General features: G+C 62.5%; 22 protein-coding genes. 14 read left to right on the top strand and 8 right to left on the bottom strand.

The features are described 5' to 3' along the window. The first annotated feature begins 60 nt into the window (after positions 1-60). Genes B0G73_RS17570 through B0G73_RS17580 form a run of 3 tightly spaced genes read left to right on the top strand, consistent with a single transcriptional unit; the run spans position 61 to position 5,155 of the window. The gene (locus B0G73_RS17570; protein ID WP_106282594.1) at positions 61-1,176 is read left to right on the top strand and encodes an efflux RND transporter periplasmic adaptor subunit; all 1,116 of its coding nucleotides are present in this window, start codon (positions 61-63) and stop codon (positions 1,174-1,176) included. Beyond that, positions 1,173-4,313 (top strand): efflux RND transporter permease subunit, encoded by a 3,141-nt coding sequence (locus B0G73_RS17575; protein ID WP_106282595.1) that lies wholly within the window; start codon positions 1,173-1,175, stop codon positions 4,311-4,313. The genes B0G73_RS17570 and B0G73_RS17575 overlap by 4 nt, the downstream gene beginning before the upstream one ends. Positions 4,314-4,348: 35 nt before the next feature. Beyond that, the gene (locus B0G73_RS17580; RefSeq protein WP_106282596.1) at positions 4,349-5,155 is read left to right on the top strand and encodes an oxidoreductase; all 807 of its coding nucleotides are present in this window, start codon (positions 4,349-4,351) and stop codon (positions 5,153-5,155) included. A 225-nt stretch (positions 5,156-5,380) separates the two neighbouring features. Here the strand turns inward: B0G73_RS17580 and B0G73_RS17585 are convergent, their stop codons facing one another. The 3 genes from B0G73_RS17585 to B0G73_RS17595 form a co-directional block, all read right to left on the bottom strand. Then, positions 5,381-5,782, bottom strand: a complete 402-nt coding sequence (locus B0G73_RS17585; protein WP_106282597.1) for a nuclear transport factor 2 family protein — start codon at positions 5,780-5,782, stop codon at positions 5,381-5,383. Positions 5,783-6,002: 220 nt separating this feature from the next. Then, positions 6,003-6,605, bottom strand: a complete 603-nt coding sequence (locus B0G73_RS17590; RefSeq protein ID WP_106282598.1) for an NADPH-dependent F420 reductase — start codon at positions 6,603-6,605, stop codon at positions 6,003-6,005. 67 nt (positions 6,606-6,672) lie between these two features. Next, the gene (locus B0G73_RS17595; RefSeq protein ID WP_106282599.1) at positions 6,673-7,407 is read right to left on the bottom strand and encodes an SDR family NAD(P)-dependent oxidoreductase; all 735 of its coding nucleotides are present in this window, start codon (positions 7,405-7,407) and stop codon (positions 6,673-6,675) included. Between the two features lie 111 nt (positions 7,408-7,518). On the opposite strand from B0G73_RS17595, the gene B0G73_RS17600 reads away from it, so the two are divergent. Continuing rightward, positions 7,519-7,887, top strand: a complete 369-nt coding sequence (locus B0G73_RS17600) for a helix-turn-helix domain-containing protein (protein ID WP_106282600.1) — start codon at positions 7,519-7,521, stop codon at positions 7,885-7,887. Between the two features lie 51 nt (positions 7,888-7,938). Here B0G73_RS17600 and B0G73_RS17605 read toward each other — a convergent pair whose 3' ends face one another. Further along, on the bottom strand, positions 7,939-8,559 hold the full coding sequence (locus tag B0G73_RS17605; protein WP_106282601.1) for an NADPH-dependent F420 reductase: 621 nt from the start codon (positions 8,557-8,559) through the stop codon (positions 7,939-7,941). Positions 8,560-8,759: 200 nt separating this feature from the next. Then, the gene (locus B0G73_RS17610) at positions 8,760-9,698 is read right to left on the bottom strand and encodes an SDR family oxidoreductase (RefSeq protein ID WP_106282602.1); all 939 of its coding nucleotides are present in this window, start codon (positions 9,696-9,698) and stop codon (positions 8,760-8,762) included. A gap of 239 nt (positions 9,699-9,937) precedes the next feature. Here B0G73_RS17610 and B0G73_RS17615 point away from each other — a divergent pair, with 239 nt between their 5' ends. Next, positions 9,938-10,393, top strand: coding sequence for a helix-turn-helix domain-containing protein (locus B0G73_RS17615; RefSeq protein ID WP_106282603.1), 456 nt, complete (start codon positions 9,938-9,940; stop codon positions 10,391-10,393). Positions 10,394-10,694: 301 nt separating this feature from the next. Here the strand turns inward: B0G73_RS17615 and B0G73_RS41895 are convergent, their stop codons facing one another. From B0G73_RS41895 to B0G73_RS17630, 3 genes are all read right to left on the bottom strand, one after another. After that, positions 10,695-11,102, bottom strand: coding sequence for a PleD family two-component system response regulator (locus B0G73_RS41895; RefSeq protein ID WP_106282604.1), 408 nt, complete (start codon positions 11,100-11,102; stop codon positions 10,695-10,697). Positions 11,103-11,355: 253 nt separating this feature from the next. Beyond that, entirely contained in the window at positions 11,356-11,772 is a 417-nt protein-coding gene (locus tag B0G73_RS40050) for a hypothetical protein (protein ID WP_146144195.1), read from the bottom strand. 122 nt (positions 11,773-11,894) lie between these two features. After that, positions 11,895-12,785, bottom strand: a complete 891-nt coding sequence (locus tag B0G73_RS17630; protein ID WP_106282606.1) for a hypothetical protein — start codon at positions 12,783-12,785, stop codon at positions 11,895-11,897. Between the two features lie 199 nt (positions 12,786-12,984). Here B0G73_RS17630 and B0G73_RS17635 point away from each other — a divergent pair, with 199 nt between their 5' ends. From B0G73_RS17635 to B0G73_RS17675, 9 genes are all read left to right on the top strand, one after another. Next, positions 12,985-13,689, top strand: a complete 705-nt coding sequence (locus B0G73_RS17635; protein WP_106282607.1) for a Crp/Fnr family transcriptional regulator — start codon at positions 12,985-12,987, stop codon at positions 13,687-13,689. Between the two features lie 272 nt (positions 13,690-13,961). Beyond that, a complete protein-coding gene (gene leuC, locus B0G73_RS17640) occupies positions 13,962-15,371 on the top strand; it encodes a 3-isopropylmalate dehydratase large subunit (RefSeq protein ID WP_106282608.1) in 1,410 nt (469 codons plus the stop codon). A 6-nt stretch (positions 15,372-15,377) separates the two neighbouring features. Then, the gene (locus tag B0G73_RS17645) at positions 15,378-15,536 is read left to right on the top strand and encodes an entericidin A/B family lipoprotein (RefSeq protein WP_028196115.1); all 159 of its coding nucleotides are present in this window, start codon (positions 15,378-15,380) and stop codon (positions 15,534-15,536) included. 87 nt (positions 15,537-15,623) lie between these two features. Next, positions 15,624-16,277 (top strand): 3-isopropylmalate dehydratase small subunit, encoded by a 654-nt coding sequence (leuD, locus tag B0G73_RS17650; protein WP_106282609.1) that lies wholly within the window; start codon positions 15,624-15,626, stop codon positions 16,275-16,277. A 158-nt stretch (positions 16,278-16,435) separates the two neighbouring features. Continuing rightward, a complete protein-coding gene (leuB, locus tag B0G73_RS17655) occupies positions 16,436-17,503 on the top strand; it encodes a 3-isopropylmalate dehydrogenase (protein WP_106282610.1) in 1,068 nt (355 codons plus the stop codon). A gap of 364 nt (positions 17,504-17,867) precedes the next feature. Further along, entirely contained in the window at positions 17,868-18,989 is a 1,122-nt protein-coding gene (gene asd, locus B0G73_RS17660) for an aspartate-semialdehyde dehydrogenase (protein WP_106282611.1), read from the top strand. Positions 18,990-19,128: 139 nt separating this feature from the next. Further along, entirely contained in the window at positions 19,129-21,771 is a 2,643-nt protein-coding gene (locus tag B0G73_RS17665; protein ID WP_106282612.1) for a FimV/HubP family polar landmark protein, read from the top strand. Continuing rightward, positions 21,768-22,580, top strand: a complete 813-nt coding sequence (gene truA / locus B0G73_RS17670; protein WP_106282613.1) for a tRNA pseudouridine(38-40) synthase TruA — start codon at positions 21,768-21,770, stop codon at positions 22,578-22,580. The genes B0G73_RS17665 and truA overlap by 4 nt, the downstream gene beginning before the upstream one ends. Further along, positions 22,577-23,290 carry a phosphoribosylanthranilate isomerase gene (locus B0G73_RS17675; RefSeq protein ID WP_106282614.1) on the top strand — a complete coding sequence of 238 codons (714 nt, stop codon included), beginning with the start codon at positions 22,577-22,579 and terminating at the stop codon, positions 23,288-23,290. Before truA ends, B0G73_RS17675 begins: the two co-directional genes overlap by 4 nt. Positions 23,291-23,309 lie beyond the last annotated feature (19 nt).

The following is a 23,309-nucleotide window of genomic DNA, read 5'->3' on the forward strand; positions in this document are numbered from 1 at the left end:
GACTAATTTGGTCACAAGAACCACAATGAAAGCCCCGATCACTCCGTCTATGGGTCTTTCATGCTCCGGCGTCGCCTTGCTACCTCTACAGTCGTCTGTGCAGTGCCACTTGCGCTAGTCGCCTGCGGCGCAAAAGCACCGTCCGATCCGCGCACCGAGGCGCCCCTGGTGCGCACCGCCATCGCTCAGGCGGCGATCCCCGCCTCCCGTTCGTTTACCGGAACCGTCGCCGCGCGCGTGCAGAGCGATCTCGGATTTCGCGTCTCCGGCAAGGTGCTGGAGCGGCTGGTGGATGCCGGGCAAACCGTCAAGCGTGGTCAGCCGCTGATGCGCATCGATCCCATCGATCTAAGGCTTGCCGCGCAGGCCCGGCAGGACGCGGTCACCGCCGCGCGAGCCCGGGCGCAGCAGACCTCGCAGGACGAAGAGCGCTACCGCGACCTGCGCGGCACCGGCGCGATATCGGCATCGGCCTATGACCAGATCAAGGCGGCGGCCGATGCCGCCAAAGCTCAGCTCAGTGCGGCCGAAGCGGACGCCGGCGTCGCGCGCAATGCGACGGGTTATGCCGGGCTGGTAGCGGACGGCGATGGCGTCGTGATGGAAACGCTGGCGGAACCGGGCCAGGTCGTCAGCGCCGGACAGCCCGTGGTGCGCCTGGCTCACGCCGGGCGCCGCGAGGCTGTGATCCAGTTACCCGAAACCTTGCGCCCCGCCGTCGGTTCGGTCGCCCAGGCCACGCTGTTCGGCAACGGCGGCGCGAGCGTACCGGCGACGCTGCGCCAGCTCTCGGAGGCGGCGGATGCACGTACCCGGACCTTCGAAGCGCGGTATGTGCTGCAAGGAGAACTGGCCGACGCCCCACTGGGCGCCACGGTGACGGTCCAGATTCCGGATGCGCGTTCCGCGGTCCCAGGCGGTTTACAGGTGCCGATCGGCGCGCTGTTCGACGCGGGCAAGGGACCAGGGGTGTGGGTCATCAACGGCGAACCTGCAAAGGTTTTCTGGCGGCCGGTTACTGTCGAACATCTTGACGACGATAGCGCCCGCGTCGCCGGCAAGATCACGCAAGGCGACCGGATCGTCGCGCTCGGCGCGCAACTGCTGCGCGAAGGGGAGCAGGTCCGGGTGACGAGTCAAGCCGTCGCCGTCGCTTCCGAGGGAGTCCGTCCGTGAGCGAAGGCCGTTTCAACCTGTCGGCGCTCGCTGTCCGCGAGCGCTCCATTACCCTGTTCCTGATCTGCCTGATCTCGCTGGCGGGCCTCGTTTCGTTCTTCAAGCTGGGCCGGGCGGAAGACCCCGCGTTCACGGTCAAGGTGATGACCATCATCACCGCCTGGCCGGGAGCCACGGCGCAGGAAATGCACGATCAGGTCGCCGAGAAGATCGAAAAGCGCATGCAGGAGCTGCGCTGGTACGACCGGACCGAAACCTACACACGGCCTGGGCTGGCCTTTACGACCTTGACCTTGCTCGACAGCACGCCGCCTTCGGAAGTGCAGGAGCAGTTCTACCAGGCCCGGAAAAAAATTAGCGACGAGGCGGCCAACCTTCCGTCTGGCGTGATCGGACCGCTGGTCAACGACGAATATGCCGATGTCACCTTCGCGCTGTTCGCGTTGAAGGCGAAGGGCGAGCCGCAGCGCCTGCTCGTGCGCGATGCCGAGACGCTGCGCCAACGGTTGCTGCATGTGCCGGGCGTGAAGAAGGTCGACATCATCGGCGAGCAGTCGGAGCGGATCTATATCCAGCTCTCACATGACCGGCTGGCCACGCTGGGCGTGAGCCCCCAGGACGTATTCGCCGCACTCAACGGTCAGAACGCCCTGACGCCGGCCGGCTCCGTGGAGACCAAAGGTCCGGAGGTGTTCATTCGCCTGGACGGTGCCTTTGACAACCTGCAGAAAATCCGCGACACGCCGGTCGTCGCGCAGGGCCGCACGTTGAAGCTGTCGGACATTGCCACGGTTACGCGTGGTTATGAAGATCCGGCGACGTTCATGATCCGCAACGACGGCGAACCCGCACTGCTGCTGGGCATCGTCATGCGCGAAGGCTGGAACGGGCTCGATCTCGGCAAGGCGCTGGACGGCGAGGTCGGCGCCGTCAACGCCGGGCTGCCGCTGGGCATGAGCCTGACCAAAGTCACCGATCAGGCCGTCAACATTCATTCGGCGGTCGACGAGTTCATGGTGAAGTTTTTCGTCGCGCTGCTGGTGGTCATGCTGGTGAGCTTTGTCAGCATGGGCTGGCGTGTCGGCCTGGTCGTTGCCGCGGCCGTACCGCTGACACTCGCGGTCGTGTTCGTCGTGATGGCGGCAACCGGCAAAAACTTTGACCGCATCACGTTGGGGTGCCTGATCCTGGCGCTCGGCCTGCTGGTGGACGACGCGATCATCGCGATTGAAATGATGGTGGTGAAGATGGAGGAAGGCTACAGCCGCATCGCCGCCTCCGCCTACGCGTGGAGTCATACGGCCGCCCCGATGCTGGCGGGCACGCTGGTGACCGCCGTCGGTTTCATGCCCAACGGCTTCGCGCGCTCCACGGCCGGCGAATACACCAGCAATATGTTCTGGATCGTCGGCATTGCGTTGATCGCATCGTGGGTCGTCGCGGTGGTCTTCACGCCCTATCTGGGTGTGAAGATGCTGCCCGACTTCAAAAAGGTCGAAGGCGGTCACGACGCGATCTACGACACGCCGCGCTACAACCGCTTCCGTCAGTTGCTCACGCGCGTCATCGCGCGCAAATGGTTGGTTGCCGGTTCGGTCGTGGGCCTCTTCGTCCTGGCCATCCTCGGCATGGGCGTGGTCAAAAAACAGTTTTTCCCGATCTCCGACCGTCCGGAAGTGCTGGTCGAAGTGCAGATGCCCTATGGCACGTCGATCTCGCAAACCAGCGCCGCCACGACGAAGGTCGAAGCGTGGCTAGCGAAGCAGAAGGAAGCCAGGATCGTCACCGCGTACGTCGGGCAAGGCGCGCCCCGCTTTTACCTGGCGATGGGACCGGAACTGCCCGATCCGTCGTTTGCCAAGATCGTAGTGCGAACGGACAGCCAGGATGAACGCGACGCATTGAAGCAGCGACTGCGTCAAGCAGTCGCCAACGGTCTAGCCTCCGAGGCGCGCGTGCGGGTCACGCAACTCGTATTCGGTCCGTATTCGCCATACCCGGTCGCCTACCGTATCTCCGGTCCCGACCCGGACAAGCTGCGCGGTATTGCGGGAGAAGTTGAGCAGGGCATGGAGGCCAGCCCGATGATGCGCACGGTCAACGCTGACTGGGGTACGCGCTCGCCCACGCTGCACTTCACGTTGCAGCAGGATCGTTTGCAGGCGGTGGGGCTGACGTCCAGCACCGTGGCGCAGCAACTGCAATTCCTCCTTACCGGCGTGCCTGTCACCGCCGTGCGTGAGGATATTCGAACGGTGCAAGTCGTCGCGCGTTCGGCCGGCGATGTGCGTCTCGACCCGGCACGGCTCGGCGACTTCACGCTGGCCGGCGCGAACGGGCAACGCATTCCGCTATCGCAGGTGGGCAAGGTGGACGTGCGCATGGAGGAGCCGATCATGCGCTGGCGCGATCGTGTGCCGACGATCACGGTACGCGGCGACATTGCCGACAATCTGCAGCCGCCGGACGTATCGACTGCAATCACTAGGCAGTTGCAACCTGTCATCGCCAGGCTTCCGCCCGGCTACCGTATCGAAGAGGCGGGCTCCATCGAGGAATCGGCTAAAGCGACGAAAGCGATGTTGCCGCTCTTCCCCATCATGCTGGCAGTTACGCTCATCATCATCATTTTCCAGGTGCGCTCGATCTCCGCAATGGTGATGGTGTTCCTCACGAGCCCGCTCGGTTTGATCGGCGTGGTGCCGACGCTGATTCTGTTCCGGCAGCCGTTCGGCATCAACGCGTTGGTCGGACTCATCGCGCTGTCGGGGATTCTGATGCGAAACACGCTGATCCTGATTGGGCAGATTCACCAGAATGAGCACGCCGGACTGGATCCGTTCCATGCCGTTGTCGAAGCCACCGTGCAGCGTGCCCGCCCGGTGATCCTGACCGCCATGGCGGCGGTTCTTGCGTTCATTCCGCTGACGCATTCGGTGTTCTGGGGAACCCTTGCGTACACGCTGATCGGCGGCACTTTTGCAGGAACGATTCTGACCCTGGTCTTCCTGCCGGCCATGTATTCGATCTGGTTCAGGATCAGGCCCGACCATGCCGCAGGTTCGCAACAAGGCCGGCATGAGCGGACATCGCCTTCCGAACAGTTGCCACAGGATGCGCTCGACGTGCGCGGCTAAAACACAATCAATTCACTGTATCGAAGGAAATTGCAATGTCGAACTCTACCGTTGTCGTCGTGACCGGTGTGTCATCCGGTATCGGACGCGCCACCGCCGAGAAGTTTGCCAGCCGCGGTTGCCGCGTGTTCGGCACCGTGCGAAGCATCGCAAAAGCGACGCCTATCTCCGGCGTCGAGCTTGTCGAGATGGATGTTCGCGACGATGCCTCTGTTCAATCCGGACTCCAGATCATCTTCGATCGCGCGGGGCGTATCGATGTACTCGTCAACAATGCGGGAACGAGTCTGATCGGTGCGGTGGAGGAGGCCTCGGTTACCGAGGCTGCGGCGCTGTTCGACACCAATGTATTCAGCATCCTGCGCACAATACGCGCGGTACTTCCCCACATGCGGGCACAACGTGGCGGAAGGATCGTCAATGTCAGTTCGGTGCTCGGCTTTTTACCGGCTCCGTATATGGGTCTTTATTCGGCGTCCAAGCATGCCGTCGAGGGGCTGACCGAAACCCTGGATCATGAAGTGCGTCAGTTCGGCATACGCGCAACGGTGGTCGAGCCGTCCTTTACCAGAACCAATCTCGACATCAATGCGCCCCAGGCGGGTTCGAAAATCGCCGACTATGACCGCGAGCGTGCCCTTGCATCGAGCGCAGTCGTGAACAGTGTCAAAGGTGCGCCCGAGCCCGAGGGCGTGGCAAACACCATTGTCGAAGCGGCGCTTGGCGTCTGGCGGATGCGTCGCACGCCTGCCGGACAGGCGTCGTTGCTGAGCAAGTTGCGCCGCTTCATGCCCGCTGGTCCCGTCGATTCAAGCTTGAGAAAAACGTTCGGACTTGGTTGAAGCGCTCGTCCGCGCGTCACACGGTGACCAGGGTTCGACGAGCCCCTGTTTTTGAACGCCCCATTTTAGTTAAAACGATCAGTGTGAATCACACACGTGAAGCTCGATGGGTTCGCGTCTCAACGAGGTAAGTAACCGCACTAACGCGCCTGCCCGCGATATCGGCGTACTCAGTTTGACCCAACCGATTGGCTGTTGTTATTGTTGTTGGATTCATCGCCAGCTTCAGCTTTTAGGTTCGGAGGCCCGCGCCAGTGCAAGTGTGTCGATGTACTCCCGGATCTTCCTTACTTTGCCATTCTGAATGGTGATGGCGAAGACCCAATGGTCTTCAAAACTCCTGTTCGTGGCTTTGATTCTGCCCGTGGCGAAGCCGACGGCCAGAACCCTGTCGTCCTGCGCTACAAATTCAGGGGGCTTTGGGTATGACGTTTCCACCGTTTCCGAAGCTTTCTGAAGCAAATCCGCCAATCCGGCGTGTCTGCGATGCGTACCGGCCAGCGGCCACTCGCCCGGAATGATCCACTCAATGTTTTCGGCAGAAATCGCCAGCAGACCTTGCTTATCGCCGCGGCCCATTGCTGCAAAAAAATCCTTCACAATCTGGACATTCTCTTGCGTGCTCATCGAACTCTCTCCATTACTGTTGCATCGGATACGATCGAAATAGACCCGCGACTGAAGCAAGCGAGGGAACGATCGCGTCCCTGAAGTCGGACAGTCTCTATTCCCTCGACCCGCGACAGGTTTTCCGGGTTGAACGACGTGAGAGACGTGTGCCCCTCAATAAGGCGGTGGCCGCCGTTTGTCCGCGAGCCAGGATCGCATAAAGATTCGCGATAACGATTTATCGGTCGAACTTGACCAGGTCCTTGAAGATCAGTTGACCCCAGCTATTTCCGCGCGCCTGCACAAGCAGTCCACCTTCGGAAAGCCCACCAAGTTTGATCGGCGAGAAACCGAGATTTTCCGCAAGCGCACCGATCTCCGCTGCGGCGCCGTCATCGTCGCTCGCGAGGAACACGACTCTCCTGCCACCATGCACGGCCGGATCCTGTTCAAGTACAGCAGCGCCCAGATGATTGAAACCCTTGACCAGTCTTGCGCCAGTGAAGGCGTGCGCGACGACCCTGGAAGAGGGCTGTCCTCCCAGTTCCTCAGGAGGCACGCCGTAGGCATTGGTCACATCGACGATGGTCTTCCCCTGCCAGGTGGGCAGCGCTTTCGCGACATCCGGGTGCGACTCGAAACGGACAGCCAAAAAGATGACGTCCGCCTTGACGGCTTCCGCCAGCTTTTTGGGAATGATCTCAGGTCCGATTGCGGCCGCAGCGGATGCAAAGCTTTCCGGGTCGCGAGTGGTCGCAACGGATACTTCCATGCCGTTGCGGGCAAACGCCTTGGCCAAGGCCTGGCCGATCTTGCCGAAGCCGATGATTGCGTAGCTCATAGATTTTCCTTTGGTTTACCGAGCCCTACGGCGCTCCGGATCGAGTGGAGCGCCGTAGGGCGTAGCGTCAGATTTGCGCCAGGCCGCCGTCGACGGCGACCTCGCTGGCGGTCATGAAGCTGCTGTCCGGCGACGCGAGGAAGGCGGCCACCGCTGCGATCTCCGCCGGATCGGCCATGCGCTGGAGCGGAGTCATCGAGGCGAAGACCTTCTGGCCTTCCTCGCCTAGCGCTTCCTTCGCGAGTTCGGTCGCCGTTGCCCCGGGCGACAGCACGTTCACGCGGATGCCGGTGCCCTTCAGTTCCTCTGCCCAAGTCCGGGCGAGGTTGCGCACGGCCGCCTTGCTCGCGCTGTAGGCGCTCATTGCCGGGGCGCCCGTGGTGCCGGCGCTCGATCCGGTCAGGATTATCGAACCGCCTTCGCCCATCAGCGGCAGCGCCTGCTGGACCGTGAAGATCGTGCCTTTCACATTGGTGTCGAAGGTTTCGTCGATGTGCTCGGCGGTGATCTTGCCGAGCGCAAGCTGGCTTCCTGCCCCGGCATTGGCGAAGACGATGTCCAAGCTTGCGCGCTCGGTCTTCACCGCCGCGTAGAGTCGGGCGAGGTCGGCCTCTTCCGAGACCGAGCCCTTCACCGCGCGGGCATTAGGCCCGAGCTCGGCCAGAGCGGCGTCGAGCGCTTCCTGCCGGCGGCCGAAGATGAAGACGAAGGCGCCTTCCTCGATAAAGCGCTTTGCTGCGGCGCGGCCGATGCCGGTAGCGCCGCCGGTGATCACTGCGGTCTTTCCATTCAACCTGGTCATGAGGTGCATCCTTCCTTGGAGTTGTACGGAAGCAGGGGAACTGCTTACTTGAGACGAGTATGCAGTTCTGATAACCTAAGAACAAGTATGCACCTTTTGGTAACCACGAAAATGACTGACTGTTCTCAAAACTGCGGCGGGCGCTACTCCTACGGGCTGGCCGCCACCCTCAGCATCATCTCGGGCAAGTGGAAGCCGCTGATCCTGTACTTCCTGCTCGACGGCCCGAAGCGCTACGGCGAGCTCAAGCGCAACGTCCACGGCGTGAGCGCCAAGGTGCTGATCCAGCAATTGAAGGAACTGGAGGCCGATCATGTGCTGGCGCGGACCGACTACAAGGAGGTGCCACCGCGCGTGGACTACGCGCTGACCCCGCTCGGCCGCAGTCTGGCCGACAAGATTGTCCCGCTGTGTACCTGGGGCACCGAGAACATGGCGGAAATGGTGAGCATGCTTGCCGAGCGGGACCGGTTGCTTTAGCGGGATGCTGAAGAACCGTGGAGTTGGACGGCCCTCCGCGTTGGCGTTGATTCAGCCGACATCGACGTTCAAGGCGATGTCGAAGGTACCGGCGCCGTTTTTGGCCAGGCCGATGAGCATCAGGCCGAGCGACTCGAGCGTCGAGGCCATGTGCAGGCCGCCGACATCGAACGGGCGCAGCCCGAGACTTTCCAGGAAGGCAGAAACCCGCGCCTTGGCCTCCGGATCGTCAGCGGCGATGAACGCGTCGAGGCGTCCACGCCGCGCAAGTACCGGGCCGAAGAGGGTGTTGAGCGCCTTCACGACATGCGCGCTGGCGGGGGCGCTCCTGGCGATCTCCTGCGCACCAGAACTGCCGTGGGGGGTGACGAGGCCCGTGAGGTCGGGGGCGATCGGGTTGGTGATGTCGAGAATCACCTTGCCGCTGAGCGCCTCGCCGAACTCGGTCACCACCGCCGCCGCATTGCCGTACGGCACGGCGAGGATGACGATGTCGCCCGCCGGCGCGACGCCGTACGTCCCTGTGGTCGCCCCAGCTGCGAGCTTGTCGGCCAGCGCCCGCGCCCTGGCAGCGTCGCGGGATATCACCTCGACGGTGTGTCCAGCCTTGGCGATGCGGTCGCCGATCGCCGTGGCCATGCCACCTGTGCCGATGATGCTGATAGTGCTCATGTGCAGTCTCCTGGTCAGTTAAGCGGTGCTCGTACTTTCAAAACGGGGCATCCCCCGGTGAATGTTTTGTGTGCGCCGAGCCGCGTTGGCCGTCCCTCATGCCATCCTTGGGTCGGCAGAGTCTTCGCGGATGAATCACGGCGTCGCGACATTGCTGCCCGCCGGGCTCGTTGCGACTCGGCTTCCTGCCTCAGCTCAACTCAGAGGGCCGGGAAGTAGTGGCCATTGTCGAGGTCCTTTAGCAGGCCGGGCTGAGCAGGCTCCCAGCCGAGGGTCTGGCGCGTGATGAGGTTGGACGCCGGAAGGTCCAGCGTAACCAGATTAGCGAGGAATCCAAAGTATCCCGGCAACATCAGTACGTCCTCGGGAATACTCACCGCCGGCAGGCCCAGACGGCTGCCAATGGCCTCGGCGATCTCGCGGAACCGGATGCCCTCGCCCTCAATTCCGTGCCAGCTTTTGCCAGCCGGACCCTTCTCCAGCGCCAGGCGGAACAAGGAAGCGAGATCGCGGCTGTGCACGGCAGGCCACCGGTTCGCGCCGTCCCCGGGGTAGCCGACGACGCCCTTCTCCTTCGCGAGCCCGATCAGCAGCGGGAGGAAGCCGGTATCGGTCGCGCTGTGTGCAATAGGAGGAATGCGCACGACCGAAGACCGCACGCCCCGCTCCGCGAGACCGACTACGGTGAGCTCCACGACATTGCGAACTCGCAGAGTCCCCTTGTACGCATCGCCGCCGGGAAGGGCCGGGTCCTGCTCGGTGGCTGGCCGGCCCAGGTTTTCCCACCCGGGGGAGCCGATGCTTGCCGACACGACCAGCGGCTTTCCGCTTCCGGCCAGTGCCTCGCCATACGCGAGCATGATCTGGAGTTCCGCAGCGGCCACGGCGTCAAGCCCGCCGGAGGGAAGCAGGTCTTGCCTATGCGCGATGTGGATGACGCCGTCGGCCTGCGCCGCAGCCGCCTTGAGCCCATCGAGGTCTGAGATATCCCCGCGACGCACCTTGGCGCCGAGCGCGGACACCGCCGCAGCGGACTTGTCCGACCTGGCTAAGCCGGTGACCTCGTGGCCGGCGGCGATGAGCTCGGAGATGATGTACGGACCGATATGACCGGTGCCGCCGGTGACGAAAACGTGCATGTTATTGCTCCTTGTAGGCGATGTGATGCGAGAAGTGGTGGTACGGGCGCACTAAGCCGAGGGCCGCCGATCGCCGCGGCCATGCCGCCTGCGCCGATGATGCTGATAGTGGTCACGCAGTCTCCTGGTGAGGTAAGCGGTGCCCGTACCCCGAACGACCATGCTAGCCACATTACTTGCAAAAAACAAGTAAACAACGGAATTTACTTGCGTTACGCAAGTGATGTTAAAATCCAGCCATGAAGACGACGACATCCAAAGAAGACGTTCGGTCCCATTGCGCGGTGAACTACGGCGTGGAGATCTTCGGCGACCGGTGGTCGCTGCTGATCATTCGCGATATCGTTTTCGTCGGCAAGAAGACGTATGGCGAGTTCCTGAAATCGGAAGAAGGGATCGCGACCAATGTGCTTGCTTCGCGCCTTGCCTTTCTTGACGAGCAAGGCATTCTCTCGAGGGCGCCCAACCCCGACGACAGGCGCAAGGACTTTTACACGCTAACCGAGAAGGGCCTGGATCTCATTCCCATCGTCCTTGCCATCGTCCTTTGGAGCGCGAAGCATGATTCGAAGTCGTATGTGCGGCGTCGCAAGGATTTCGTTGCTCGTTTACGCGGAAGCCCGTTGCAGGTGGGCGAAGAGATAAAGGCGCTGGTCCGCAATGGCGGATGTCTCTTTCCTGAGAGCAAGGAATGAGCAAGACGCACTTGGTCATTCTTTGTAGATTTTGCGCGGTGGTCGAGCTGACAGGTGGACGGTGTCTTTGGTGAATTACCGGCCTCACGCCTTGGATAGCGAACGACACTCGATGTCGAGTTGCCCGTGTCCTTTACTCCTCCTGCTCGGAACGCGGCACCGATTTTCGTTTGCTGGGCTGCCATCGTGTAAGAGATGGTCGAGCGCCGCTGGAAAACGCAGGACAATCCTTGGAAAGTCACTGCTGCCTGCCGCCTCAAATGCGACGCTGCTATGCCCAGTACTTCAGAGCTTCCGCAGGTCACCTACATAGTGGCGTGGCTCCGCAGTGGGGTCGGATTGACCTGTTTTCCAAGCGCTTCGCCGCCAGGGAGTCGACGGTTGTCGCAAGCAGCTCGATATCGACAGGCTTGCGGAAAAAAATGTTCCATAGCCCAGTTCTATCTGATGGCGCAGATTGCGCCGAGGTCATGATGATCGGAATCAGGGCCAGCGCCGGATAACACCTGAGCCGCTCGCACAGGACGTCCCCGTCCATGCATGGCATGTTCCAGTCAGTGACAATTACATCGGGAAGGTAACGACTTGCAATCTCCAACGCCGGATGGCCATCGTCAGCGAGTACGACGTGGTGGCCGCGCCCCTCTAAAACAACCTGGAGTAGCCATAACGAATCCGAGTCGTCGTCAACGATCAGGATGACAGACATAGCAAGAGCCCTATTAGTCTCTGCCTTCGCGCAACGACTGTGCCAACTCGTACGACGCTTACAAACTGACAGCCCTCAGTTGCCGTGTCGAAACGCGAGATCTGCCGCCAAAGGCATAAGCCAGTTCGACATGCGTGCCAGGCCAGGATCGCGGCGCACTGGGCATGTGACGGGCGCGGCTTGCATCGATTGCCTGCTATTTTGGCGGCGGGCAGTGCGGCGTCGAGCTGGTCGACTGAGATCGATTGCAGAGTCAACTGCTTCTCGATTTCGACGATCGCGGGGTTGGACCTTCGATGACACCGCCACCGGTAGGGAAATGCCGAAGCGTCTCTTCTCGGGGCAACTGTGCAGGAGCGTCGGTCGCCAGCCCGTAGACCTCAATGCCGCTCAACAAACCGCCGCTCTCGAATATGAATATTCCGGCCAGCGCATTGACTGGGCCGAAAATGAAGTCCCCGAGGATGTGTACGCCCGGTGGTGCAGGTTCGCGGCCCTTGATCTGGAAATTGATGGACCCACAGCCGCAAGGACAGCGCGAAGGCGTTACCTCGGCCGCTGCGAGCTGTTCGAGAAACTCTTGCGCCTTTGGCTCGCCATGCTCAAGCATCCAACGAGCGAGCGACATCTCGGATGCAGACAACGGGCGGTTTCGTTCGAGAGTGTCCATGGAGAGAAAGTCTAGCAGGTGCCTTCACGAAGACCGGCGGCCGAATGACCATGAGAATGTCTCGACTGCCGATATGCTTGCTCGACGCCTACACACCGGCTACGGTGCAAACGAAGCGGATCTTACTGTTCGCGAGCGCTTGTGGCTCGCCTCCATACGCCTTCCAGCATCGCAGGTACCCATTGCTCGGCCGGGCAGCGACTCCAGGTGTCGGCAAGGAAAATCATCGATTCGTCGCCACTCGTCTGCCGAGCCTTCTCCAGCTCCAACAAGAGCAGCGTACCCGCGGAGTAAGGGCAGCCGCCGACCGATCCACTCGATGTCGCTTGACGAAGGACCACGCCTGGGGCGAAAAGGCAGCGATGGCTGGCCACCTCGGCCGTGAGTGTCTGTCGCACCGAGGCGTCGAGATAAAGACCACGCATGTGATTCAGGCCTTTTACGACATTGTGTATTGCTACGCTGACGGCGTGGACGCCCGCAAGGTCTCCACCGACCATCGAAACGAGTAACGCCTTGGCGCGCGTCACCTTGCCGGTTACTTTCCAAGCCAGATTACGCAGCGCATTACCCGGCGCGAGCGATGCAGCAAGCACTTGCGCAGCGGCCCAGGTGGCCTCGCCAGCTTCGAAGGTGGGACTGAATAAACGACCTATGACCTGCTGCACAAGCGGCCCGACTGCAACGTCAGTGTTTGTGCCGCGAACCCACGCTGCCAATGGCTCCAGGTCGGCGGGGGCCGCGCGGATATCCGGTGCGGCGGCGTTGAGTTTGTGCCACAACGCGTCCTGCTGGATCTCGCGTCCAGTTGCCTTTCTCGCGCTCATCGTCGGGAATCGATGACCTTTGTACGACAGCACCCCGAGTATGCGGCGGACCAACAGACTGTTGAGCAATGGCTTGCCTGACCCAAAGGCGCGGTCGAGCGTGCCGTCACGCGCGATTTGAAGGATGCTGGCAGGCTGATCTACCTTGATGACATCGACAAGACCCGGAATATGTTTATGTTCCACGACTGCGTACCTCGTAAAGGAAGAGATTCGTTCGACTCGCGTGGTGCGGCATGCCCCAGGCATTTTGCCATTGCTGCCACTCGTGCCACTCGAACAGGGCCGACGCCCGCGATAACCTCTCCGCGCCGTCAGACATGAGCCCCGATCATGTCGTCGAAACCGGCTAATATCTATCAGCTACCCGACAGATTGGCGCCAAATGAATTCCCATGTACAAAGCTATAGGCCACAACTGGCAACAACACCGTGGTTCAAGGATTTACCGATCGAGCTTCAGGACTATCTTGTCGCTCAATCTGACCTGCTCCGGCTAAAGAAGGGGCAACAGCTTTATCGGCGCGGCGACAAGTCGTTCGGCCTGTACGCGGTTCTCGACGGCGCATTGTCGATCGGTACTGTCGGCGCGGATGGAAAAGAGGCTCTGCTCGCCGTACTTGGGCCAACCGCCTGGATCGGGGAAATCTCGATGTTCGACGGGCTGCCTCGTCCGCACGATGCCTCAGCGATAAGTGACACTCTCGTGCTTCACGTACCCGGTGCACCGTTGGAAAGCCTGCTTAAGGCTAACCCTGCTTACTGGCGGAATTTTGGCTTGTTGATGGCGCAAAAAATCCGAATCTCCTTCGAAAACAACGAAGCCATGACACTGTTGCCGGCCGCTCAACGCTTGGCAAGTCGCTTATTGCTGATCGCCGGTGGCTACGGCGGGATTAATGCCGAACGGAGCAGGATAAAGCTTTCGCAAGACACCTTGGCTTCAATGGTTTCGCTTACACGGCAGACGACGAACCAGCTGCTCAAGAACCTCGAGAGTCAGGGTATCGTCGATCTGAAATTCGGGGAAATCGTTATTCTTGATTTTGATCGCCTGCACGCTGCCAGTATCGAAACTCCCGGTCCTTGAGGCGCAAGTCAGAGACGGATCCTTGCCGCCAGAACAGCTTTCTTTGTTCCATTTCCAACGAACAGGTGTGTTCGCACCGGAACAGATTTCGTTTGAAAGCAACGGGCTTACGCGTGCGCCCTTGCCGGGTAACGCCGATACAGGTATCGTCACTACCACCCAACTCCCTGTTTTTTATCGGTTTTTCGCGAAATTCAGCAGCCCGGAGCGAGGTTCTGCGTGGCATAATCGACCGACACAGTCAGCCCGAAGTCATTACTATCCCGCATACCATGGCACAGACTCTCTACGACAAATTGTGGAACACACACGTGGTCCACACGGAAGAAGACGGCACGACGATTCTCTATATCGACCGTCACCTGCTGCACGAAGTCACCAGCCCTCAGGCGTTCGAAGGCCTGAAGCTGGCCAAGCGTCCGGTGTGGCGTATTAGCGCGAACCTGGCGGTCTCGGACCATAACGTGCCGACCACCGACCGCAGCCACGGCATTGCCGATCCGGTTTCCAAGCTGCAAGTCGATACGCTCGATTCGAACTGCGACGCCTACGGCATCACGCAGTTCAAGATGAACGATCTGCGTCAGGGCATCGTGCACATCATCGGGCCGGAGCAGGGCGCTACGCTGCCGGGCATGACGATCGTCTGCGGCGACTCGCACACGTCCACGCACGGCGCATTCGGCGCGCTGGCGCATGGCATCGGCACGTCGGAAGTCGAGCACGTGCTGGCCACGCAAACGCTCTTGCAGAAGAAGAGCAAGAATATGCTGGTGAAGGTCGAAGGCGCGTTGCCGCGCGGCTGCACCGCGAAAGACATCGTGCTGGCCATCATCGGCAAGATCGGCACGGCAGGCGGCACCGGTTACGCGATCGAGTTCGGCGGTTCGACCATTCGCGCGCTCTCCATGGAAGGCCGCATGACGGTCTGCAACATGGCGATCGAAGCAGGCGCGCGCGCCGGCATGGTCGCGGTCGACGACACCACTATCGAATATCTGAAAGGCCGCCCGTTCTCGCCGGAAGGCGTGGAGTGGGATCACGCGGTCGAGTACTGGAAGCAGTTCAAGTCGGACGAAGGCGCGCAATTCGATCGCGTGGTCGAACTGAACGCGGCCGAGATCGTGCCGCAAGTCACGTGGGGCACGTCGCCGGAAATGGTCACGGCCGTGGACGGCTACGTGCCGGACCCGGATCGCGAGAAAGACCCGGTCAAGCGCGACGCCATCGAGCGCGCGCTGAAATACATGGCGCTCGAACCGAATGCGCCGATCGAATCGATCAAGCCGGATAAAATCTTCATCGGGTCGTGCACCAACGCGCGCATTGAGGACATTCGCGCCGCGGCTTACGTCGTGAAGAAGCTGGGCCGCCGCGTGGCGCCGAACATTCGTCTGGCCATGGTGGTGCCGGGTTCGGGTCTCGTGAAGGCGCAGGCGGAACGTGAAGGCCTGGACAAGGTCTTTACCGATGCCGGTTTCGAATGGCGTGAACCGGGTTGCTCGATGTGTCTCGCCATGAACGCCGACAGGCTGGATCCGGGCGAGCGTTGCGCGTCCACGTCGAATCGGAATTTCGAAGGTCGTCAGGGCGCCGGTGGCCGTACCCACCTCGTGAGCCCCGCAATGGCCGCGGCTGCGGCCATCGAAGGGCATTTCGTCGATATTCGCAAGCTTGGATAAACACGCATGATGAAGAACATGAATCGCACCACTCTATTGCGCCGCTTCGCTCTCGGTACGCTGGCTGGGCTATTGCTCGGTCTGGCCGGTTGCAACACGGTGCACGGATTCGGCGAGGACATGTCGCACCTCGGCAATTCGATCAGCAACCACGCTGATAAATAAGCGGTTTTTGATTTTTTGCCGGCTATGCGCCGAGCGGCTTTCCGGCCGCCGCGCGCATTGCCCGGTCTTGAAACAGGCGCAAGCGTCATGGATAAATTCATCGTACACACCGGCGTCGTGGCGCCGCTCGATCGCGAGAACGTCGACACGGACGCGATCATTCCGAAGCAATTCCTGAAGTCGATCAAGCGCACCGGTTTCGGCCCGAACGCGTTCGACGAATGGCGCTACCTCGACCACGGCGAGCCGGGTCAGGACAATTCGAAGCGTCCGCTGAATCCGGATTTCGTGTTGAACCAGCCGCGCTACCAGGGCGCTTCGGTGCTGCTGGCGCGCAAGAATTTCGGTTGCGGCAGCTCGCGCGAGCACGCGCCCTGGGCGTTGGAGCAATACGGCTTTCGCGCGCTGATCGCGCCGAGTTTCGCCGACATTTTCTATAACAACTGCTTCAAGAACGGCGTGTTGCCGATCGTGCTGACCGAACAGCAAGTGGATCACCTGTTCAACGAGACGTATGCGTTCAACGGTTTCAAGCTGACGGTCGATCTCGAGGCGCAAGTCGTGCGCACGTCGGACGGCGGCACCGAATATCCGTTCGAAGTCGCGGCGTTCCGCAAGTACTGCCTGCTGAACGGCTTCGACGACATCGGCCTCACGCTGCGTCACGCGGACAAGATTCGCCAGTTCGAAGCGGAGCGTATTGCGAAGCAGCCCTGGCTGAATCACCGCATCGTCGGATAAGGGCGGTCGTCGGGGCCTAACCAGGCCCGCCCGCTGATTCAAGTTCCCAGAAAAACGCCAAGGCCGCTCCGACTTTTCTTGTCCCGCGCGGCTGGTTGGCGCGAAGCGACGGGTCCAGGGGCACTCAACAGTCTCGAAGCAAACCTCAAGGAATTCGCATGAAAATCGCAGTGTTGCCGGGCGACGGCATCGGTCCCGAAATCGTCAAGGAAGCCGTCAAGGTTCTGAACGTGCTCGGCGAAAAGTTCGAACTCGAAGAGGCGCCGGTTGGCGGCGCGGGCTACGAAGCGAAGGGCCACCCGCTGCCCGATTCGACACTGGCGCTGGCGAAAGAGGCCGACGCGATCCTGTTCGGCGCGGTCGGCGACTGGAAGTACGACTCGCTCGAACGCGCGCTGCGTCCGGAGCAGGCCATTCTGGGTTTGCGCAAGCACCTGCAACTGTTCGCGAACTTCCGTCCGGCGATCTGCTATCCGCAGCTCACGGGCGCGTCGTCGTTGAAGGAAGAGATCGTTTCAGGCCTCGACATCCTGATCGTGCGCGAACTGAACGGCGACATCTATTTCGGCGCGCCGCGCGGCGTGCGTTCGTCGCCGGACGGCCTGTTCGAAGGCGCGAGGGAAGGCTTCGACACGATGCGTTATTCGGAACCTGAAGTGCGCCGCATCGCGCACGTCGCGTTTCAGGCGGCGCAAAAGCGCCAGAAGAAGCTGACGAGCGTGGACAAGGCCAATGTGCTCGAAACCTCGCAGTTCTGGCGCGACGTGATGATCGACGTGTCGAAGGAATATGCGGACGTCGAACTGTCGCACATGTACGTCGACAACGCCGCCATGCAGCTGGTGAAGGCGCCGAAGGCGTTCGACGTGGTTGTCACCGGCAACATGTTCGGCGACATTCTCTCCGACGAAGCGGCCATGTTGACGGGTTCGATCGGCATGCTGCCGTCGGCCTCGCTCGACAAGGACAACAAGGGCTTGTACGAGCCGTCGCACGGTTCGGCGCCGGACATCGCCGGCAAGGGCGTCGCGAACCCGCTCGCCACGATTCTGTCGGCGGCCATGATGCTGCGCTATTCGCTCAACAAGGCGGAGCAGGCGGATCGCATCGAAAACGCGGTGAAAAAGGTGCTCGAGCAGGGCTATCGTACCGGCGATATTCTCACGCCGGGTTGCAAGCAGGTCGGCACTGTCGAGATGGGCGACGCGGTTGTCGCCGCGCTGTAAGCGAGCAGGCAAGATAAGCGGTCGTCAGATTCACATACGGCCGTTAAAGCGCGAATCTGCCTCGAAACAGGCCGATTCGCGCGTAATTCAGACAACAGCGACGGACGGCAACGGCGGACATTGACGTCGCCGGATTCCGGTTTTCGTGTATATTGTGGCGATGGCGCATACAGCTCAAATCTCCTCGATTTCGACACTGCACGGCAAAACGGCCCGTGCGGTTGAGCTCGCCATTACCACCACCAAAACGATTACCCCGAAAACGATCACGAAACGCTGATCGTCCGTCGTGCCCGCTCATCTTCCCCGCGCGGTCACTGCGGGCAAAGATGCGGGGAAGTTTCCATTCGAAGGGTATGAAGTCATGAACGTAGGTCTCGTAGGTTGGCGCGGCATGGTCGGCAGCGTCCTGATGCAACGCATGCAGCAGGAAGGCGATTTCGATCTTATCGAACCGGTGTTTTTCAGCACCAGCAACGCGGGCGGCAACGCGCCGTCGTTCGCCAAGAACGAGACCAAGCTCAAAGATGCAACAAGCATCGACGACCTGAAGAAGTGCCAAGCGATCATCTCGTGCCAGGGCGGCGACTACACGAACGAAGTGTTCCCAAAGCTGCGCGCTGCGGGTTGGAACGGCTACTGGATCGACGCGGCCTCGTCGCTGCGCATGAAGGACGACGCCGTCATCATTCTCGATCCGGTCAACCTCGACGTGATCAAGAACGCGCTGGTCAAGGGCCAGAAGAATTTCATCGGCGGCAACTGCACGGTTAGCCTGATGCTGATGGCGCTCGGCGGCCTGTTCCGCGAAAACCTCGTCGACTGGATGACGGCCATGACGTATCAGGCCGCTTCGGGCGCGGGCGCGCAAAACATGCGCGAACTGCTGCAGCAAATGGGCACGCTGTACGGCGCGGCCAAGGAAGACCTGGCGGATCCGTCGTCGGCGATTCTCGACATCGACCGTCGCGTGCTCGCCGCGATGAACAGCGACCGCATGCCGACCGACAACTTTGGCGTGCCGCTCGCCGGCTCGCTGATTCCGTGGATCGACAAGGATCTCGGCAATGGCATGTCGAAGGAAGAGTGGAAGGGCGGCGCGGAAACCAACAAGATTCTCGGCAAGCCGGCCATGGGCACGCCGGGTTCGATTCCCGTGGACGGCCTGTGCGTGCGCATCGGCGCCATGCGCTGCCACTCGCAGGCATTGACCATCAAGCTGAATAAGGACGTGCCGCTGGACGAAGTGAACAGCATCCTCGCGTCGGGCAACGACTGGGTCAAGGTCGTACCGAACGAGCGCGAAGCGTCGATGCGCGATCTGTCCCCGGCGGTGGTGACGGGTACGCTGACGGTGCCGGTCGGCCGCGTGCGCAAACTGGCCATGGGCGGCGAATATCTGTCGGCTTTCACGGTCGGCGATCAGCTGTTGTGGGGCGCCGCGGAACCGCTGCGTCGTATGCTTCGCATTGTGCTCGACAAGTAAAGTAAACTACGCGCTCACGACGCGTAGAAAACTCAAGAAGCGTCGCGCTTGCGCGGCGCTTTTTTCATTGTGTGCTCCGATTATCTTGTCTCTTTCCAACCGCAAAAAAGGGCTGCGCGCTGACGCGCCAGGAGTCCCGATGAACCTTCGACTCTCATCCCTTCGGGCTATGTTCAATCTCCAGGGTGCGAGCCGATTGACGGCCGCCGCCGCTTTGTCCGCCGCGCTTGCGTGCGCTGGCGTGGGCAGCGCGGTCGCCGCGCCGGGCGACGCCGCCAGCGCGCCGGACGCCGCCTCCGTTTCGTACGCGAACGGCGGCCAGGTGACGGTGCGGCCCGGGCAGTCGCTGAACGACGTGGCGATTGCCGTCACGCAGTCGCATGACAAGGCGACGCTCGCGCGCGCCTCGCGGGCGTTATTCGATGCGAACCCGAATGCCTTCATGAGCCACGACCCGAGCCGGTTGCGGCTGGGCGCGGTGTTGACGGTGCCGGTGCTGGATGCGTCGGGTGCGCTGGCGGCGTCGGCGGCGGGTGTTGCGGCGGCGCCTGGTTCGGCATCGAATGCGGCACCTAACGCGACAACCAACGCGGCACCGGCGGCCGACGCGGCGAGTGCCGTGGCGCAGGTCAATGCGGCGGCGGCAAGCGCAGCAAGTGCGGCGGCGCGCGCGGCGACGCCGGCCGCTCCCGCTGTTTCGGCGATGGCCAGTGCGGCTACCGAAGCAAGCTCGGCGACGCCGGGTGGCACGGCTGCATCCGCGCCGGTCGCGGGATCGCAGGCGGCGGCATTGCCGGCCAGCGGCACCCATGAGTGGGCCGGTTCGATTCAGCCCTCGGCTAGCGAGGCTGAGGGCGCATCAACGGCGGGCACCGGAACGACTCCGGCGATGACCGCCGCGCAGCCGGCATCGCAACCGCGCGCGCAGGTGTCGAGCTTGCAGCAATTGCTCGCGCTGAAAAATCGCGTGCTGATGGAGTTGCAGAAGCACGGCATCGGTGGGACGCCTCCCGCTACGAGCGCTGCGTCGTCCGGGGTCGCGCAGCCGCCGGTTGGCGCGTCGTCAGCGGCGGCTGTGCCGAGTCATGGCGCTACGCCGGTGGCATCGACGTCGAATGAAGCCGGCATGTCGCAGACGGAGTTGAGCGTGGCGGCGGCGATAGGCGCGGCGCTGGTCGCGCTGCTGACGGCGCTGCGTATGGGGCGGCGGAAGCGCGAACGGGCGGCGGCGGAGGCTGCGTCGGCGGGCGGCGATGTGGGAGTGTCCGCGCGGGCAATAGACTCGCTGGACGCCGCTTCGACGCGCGAGCAGACTCCGGCGGGCGGAGCGCCCGACGTCGGCGCTGATGCGGTCGTTGGAAATGCGGCGGCACAGGCGGCTGCGGAGCGTGAAGCTGCGGAAGGCAACGCGGCGGCGCGTGAAATGGCGGAACGGGTCGCGGCAGAGCGCGACGCGGAGATTCGTCAGGCTGCCGCGCGGGAGGCGACGGAGAAAGCGGCGGCGGAACGTGTAGCGGAAGAACAAGCTGCGGCAGAGCGTGCCGCGGCGGAACGCACGGCAGCGGAACATGCAGCGGCGGAGCAGGCAGCGGCAGAACGCGCAGCGGCAGAACATGCAGCGGCAGAACATGCAGCGGCAGAACATGCAGCGGCAGAACATGCAGCGGCGGAGCGCGTGGCAGCGGAGCGCGCTGCGGCAGAACAGGCCGCGACAGCACATGCAGCGGCAGAGCGCACGGCAGCGGAGCAGGCTGCGGCAGAGCGCACGGCCGCCGAGTACGCCGAGGCCCAACATACCGCCGCCGAACACACGGCGGCCGAGCAAGTGGATGCCGAGCACGCAGCCGCAGACCACGCAGCACAAGACCGTCCCGCAGCCCACACGGCTTTCCCTTCACCCGACCTCAGCGCGCCCGACCACATCTCACAAGAGCGCGCCGCAACACCCGCATCCGTCGAACCTGAGCAATTGAATCCAGCCATTGCTCCGTCCGCTCAGAGCGGTTCCATTCCCGAACCCCTCCCAGCGTCCCGCCACGACGACTTCGACAGCGCGACCACGGCCGCGAGCCTTGCCGCCGCAGCGGAACTAGGCGCAGAGGCCTTGCCCCTGGCTCCGCTGGAGCCCGTCGACGACGCCTTCTTGCACGTGGAACCCTCCCACCGCCTGCAATGGGATGACGCGCCGGCTGCGCGGCTGGAACCGTCGATCGAGCCAGAACCGCGAGCGCAACCGCAATCCGCGCCCGCAGCCGTGCCGACCGAATTCCCGCGCGACGCCGTCGATGCGTTCGGCAGCCTCGACATGCCATTGCCCCCGCGCGTCGAGTCGTCCGCCGATGGCTTGCAAGCGCCCGCCTCACTGTCGAGCCAGCCGGTGGCGTCGCCGGAAACCACGGCACAACAAGCCGTGCCATTGCTCCACCCGGACGACGACACGCCGCATATCGCCGACGAAATCACTGCCGGCACCGCAGGCCACGCGGCCGTCGCGGGCTTGGGCGCGGGTTTTGGCAGCGGTCTGGGTGCGGCCGGCTTCGGCGCGTTGAAGCTCGATTTCGACCTCGAGTTACCGCCGAGCCCGGCCCAGCCGTTGCCGGCGTTTACGCAGAACGATCTGAGCCGCATCGCCCGCAACAAGCTCGAACTGGTGGCCGAATACATCGAACTCGGCGATCTGTCCGGCGCGCGCGCGCTCATCAACGAAGTGATCGAGGCGAACGATCCGGGTACACGCACCGAGGCCCGCGCGTTACTCTCGACGCTCGCTCCGTTGTCGTGAAGCGTATTGCTCTAGGCGTGCAGTACGACGGTTCGGCATTCTGTGGCTGGCAGTCGCAACCGCACCGTAACACCGTGCAGGACGAGCTTGAGCGGGCACTGCGCGAGTTTGCGCAGACACCGGTGCAAACCGTCGTCGCAGGTCGCACGGATACGGGCGTGCATGGCCTTGGGCAGGTCGTGCACTTCGATACCGAACTGGATCGTGCCGACGTTTCCTGGGTTCGCGGTACCAATTCGTTCCTGCCGAAGACGATCTCGGTGCAGTGGGCCAAGCCGATGCCCGATGAGTTCCACGCGCGTTTTTCCGCGTTCGAGCGGACCTATTACTACGTGCTGTATGTCCATCCAGTGCGCTCGCCGATGCTGGCGACACGGGCCGGCTGGGTGCATACGCCGCTCGACGTCGACGCGATGCAGAAGGCCGCCGCTCATCTGCTCGGCGAACACGACTTTTCGGCATTCCGTTCGTCGCAATGCCAGGCGAAAACGCCGGTCAAGCACCTGTATCAGATCGACGTGAAGCAAGAGGGAGACTTCGTCCATTTCCGTTTTCGGGCGAACGCGTTCCTGCACCACATGGTGCGCAACCTGATGGGCTGCCTCGTCTACATCGGCGGTGGCCGTCGTCCGGTCGAATGGATGGCCGAGGTGCTCGCGAGCCGCGATCGCGATTTCGCCGCGCCGACCTTCATGCCGGACGGTTTGTATCTGGCGCAGGTGGGCTATCCTGCGCAATTCGCCGTGCCCGCGCCGCACACGGGCAGCGTGCCGTGGAGTACCGTATGGACCGAGCAAGCGCAAACATGAACTCAACCGAAAACCTCGCAAACGAATCCCACGAAGGCGCCCCGCAGCAGGCCGCGCCGCATCGCACGCGTATCAAGCTGTGCGGCCTGTCAAAGCCCGGAGACGTGTTCCACGCGATCGACCTCGGCGCCGATGCAATCGGCCTCGTGTTCTACCCGCCGAGCCCGCGGTCGGTCAGCGTCGCGCAGGCGGTCGAGCTGGTGCACGATGTGCCGCCGTTCGTCTCGGTGGTCGGCTTGTTCGTCAACGCCACCCCGGACTGGATCCGCGAGGTCGTGAGCAATGTCGGACTTACGCTGTTGCAGTTTCATGGCGATGAGACGCCCGAGCAGTGCGAATCGCTCGCCGGCGTTGCGGGTTTGCCTTGGTTGCGCGCGTTGCGCGTTGCGGCGGATACTCAGCCGGCCGATTTGGTAAAATCGGCTCTTAGCTATTCAGCAGCCAGCAGCCTTCTGTTCGACACCCATGTCGAAGGATACGGCGGCGGCGGGAAGGTCTTCGATTGGTCACTTATTCCAGCAGAGCTCGCGCGTCGGGCCGTTTTGAGTGGTGGGTTGAACGCGCAAAACGTCAGTGAAGCGATCCATCGCGTGCGCCCGTACGCGGTCGATGTCTCGAGCGGCATCGAAACGCCGGGCGCCAAGGGCGTGAAAGATCACGCCCGGATGGCGGCATTCGTGCGCGCGGTGCGCGCGGCGGACGCCGAATGATTCCGGCGCGGCGGTTCTC

Source organism: Paraburkholderia sp. BL25I1N1 (genome assembly GCF_003002025.1).
Taxonomy (GTDB): Bacteria; Pseudomonadota; Gammaproteobacteria; order Burkholderiales; family Burkholderiaceae; genus Paraburkholderia.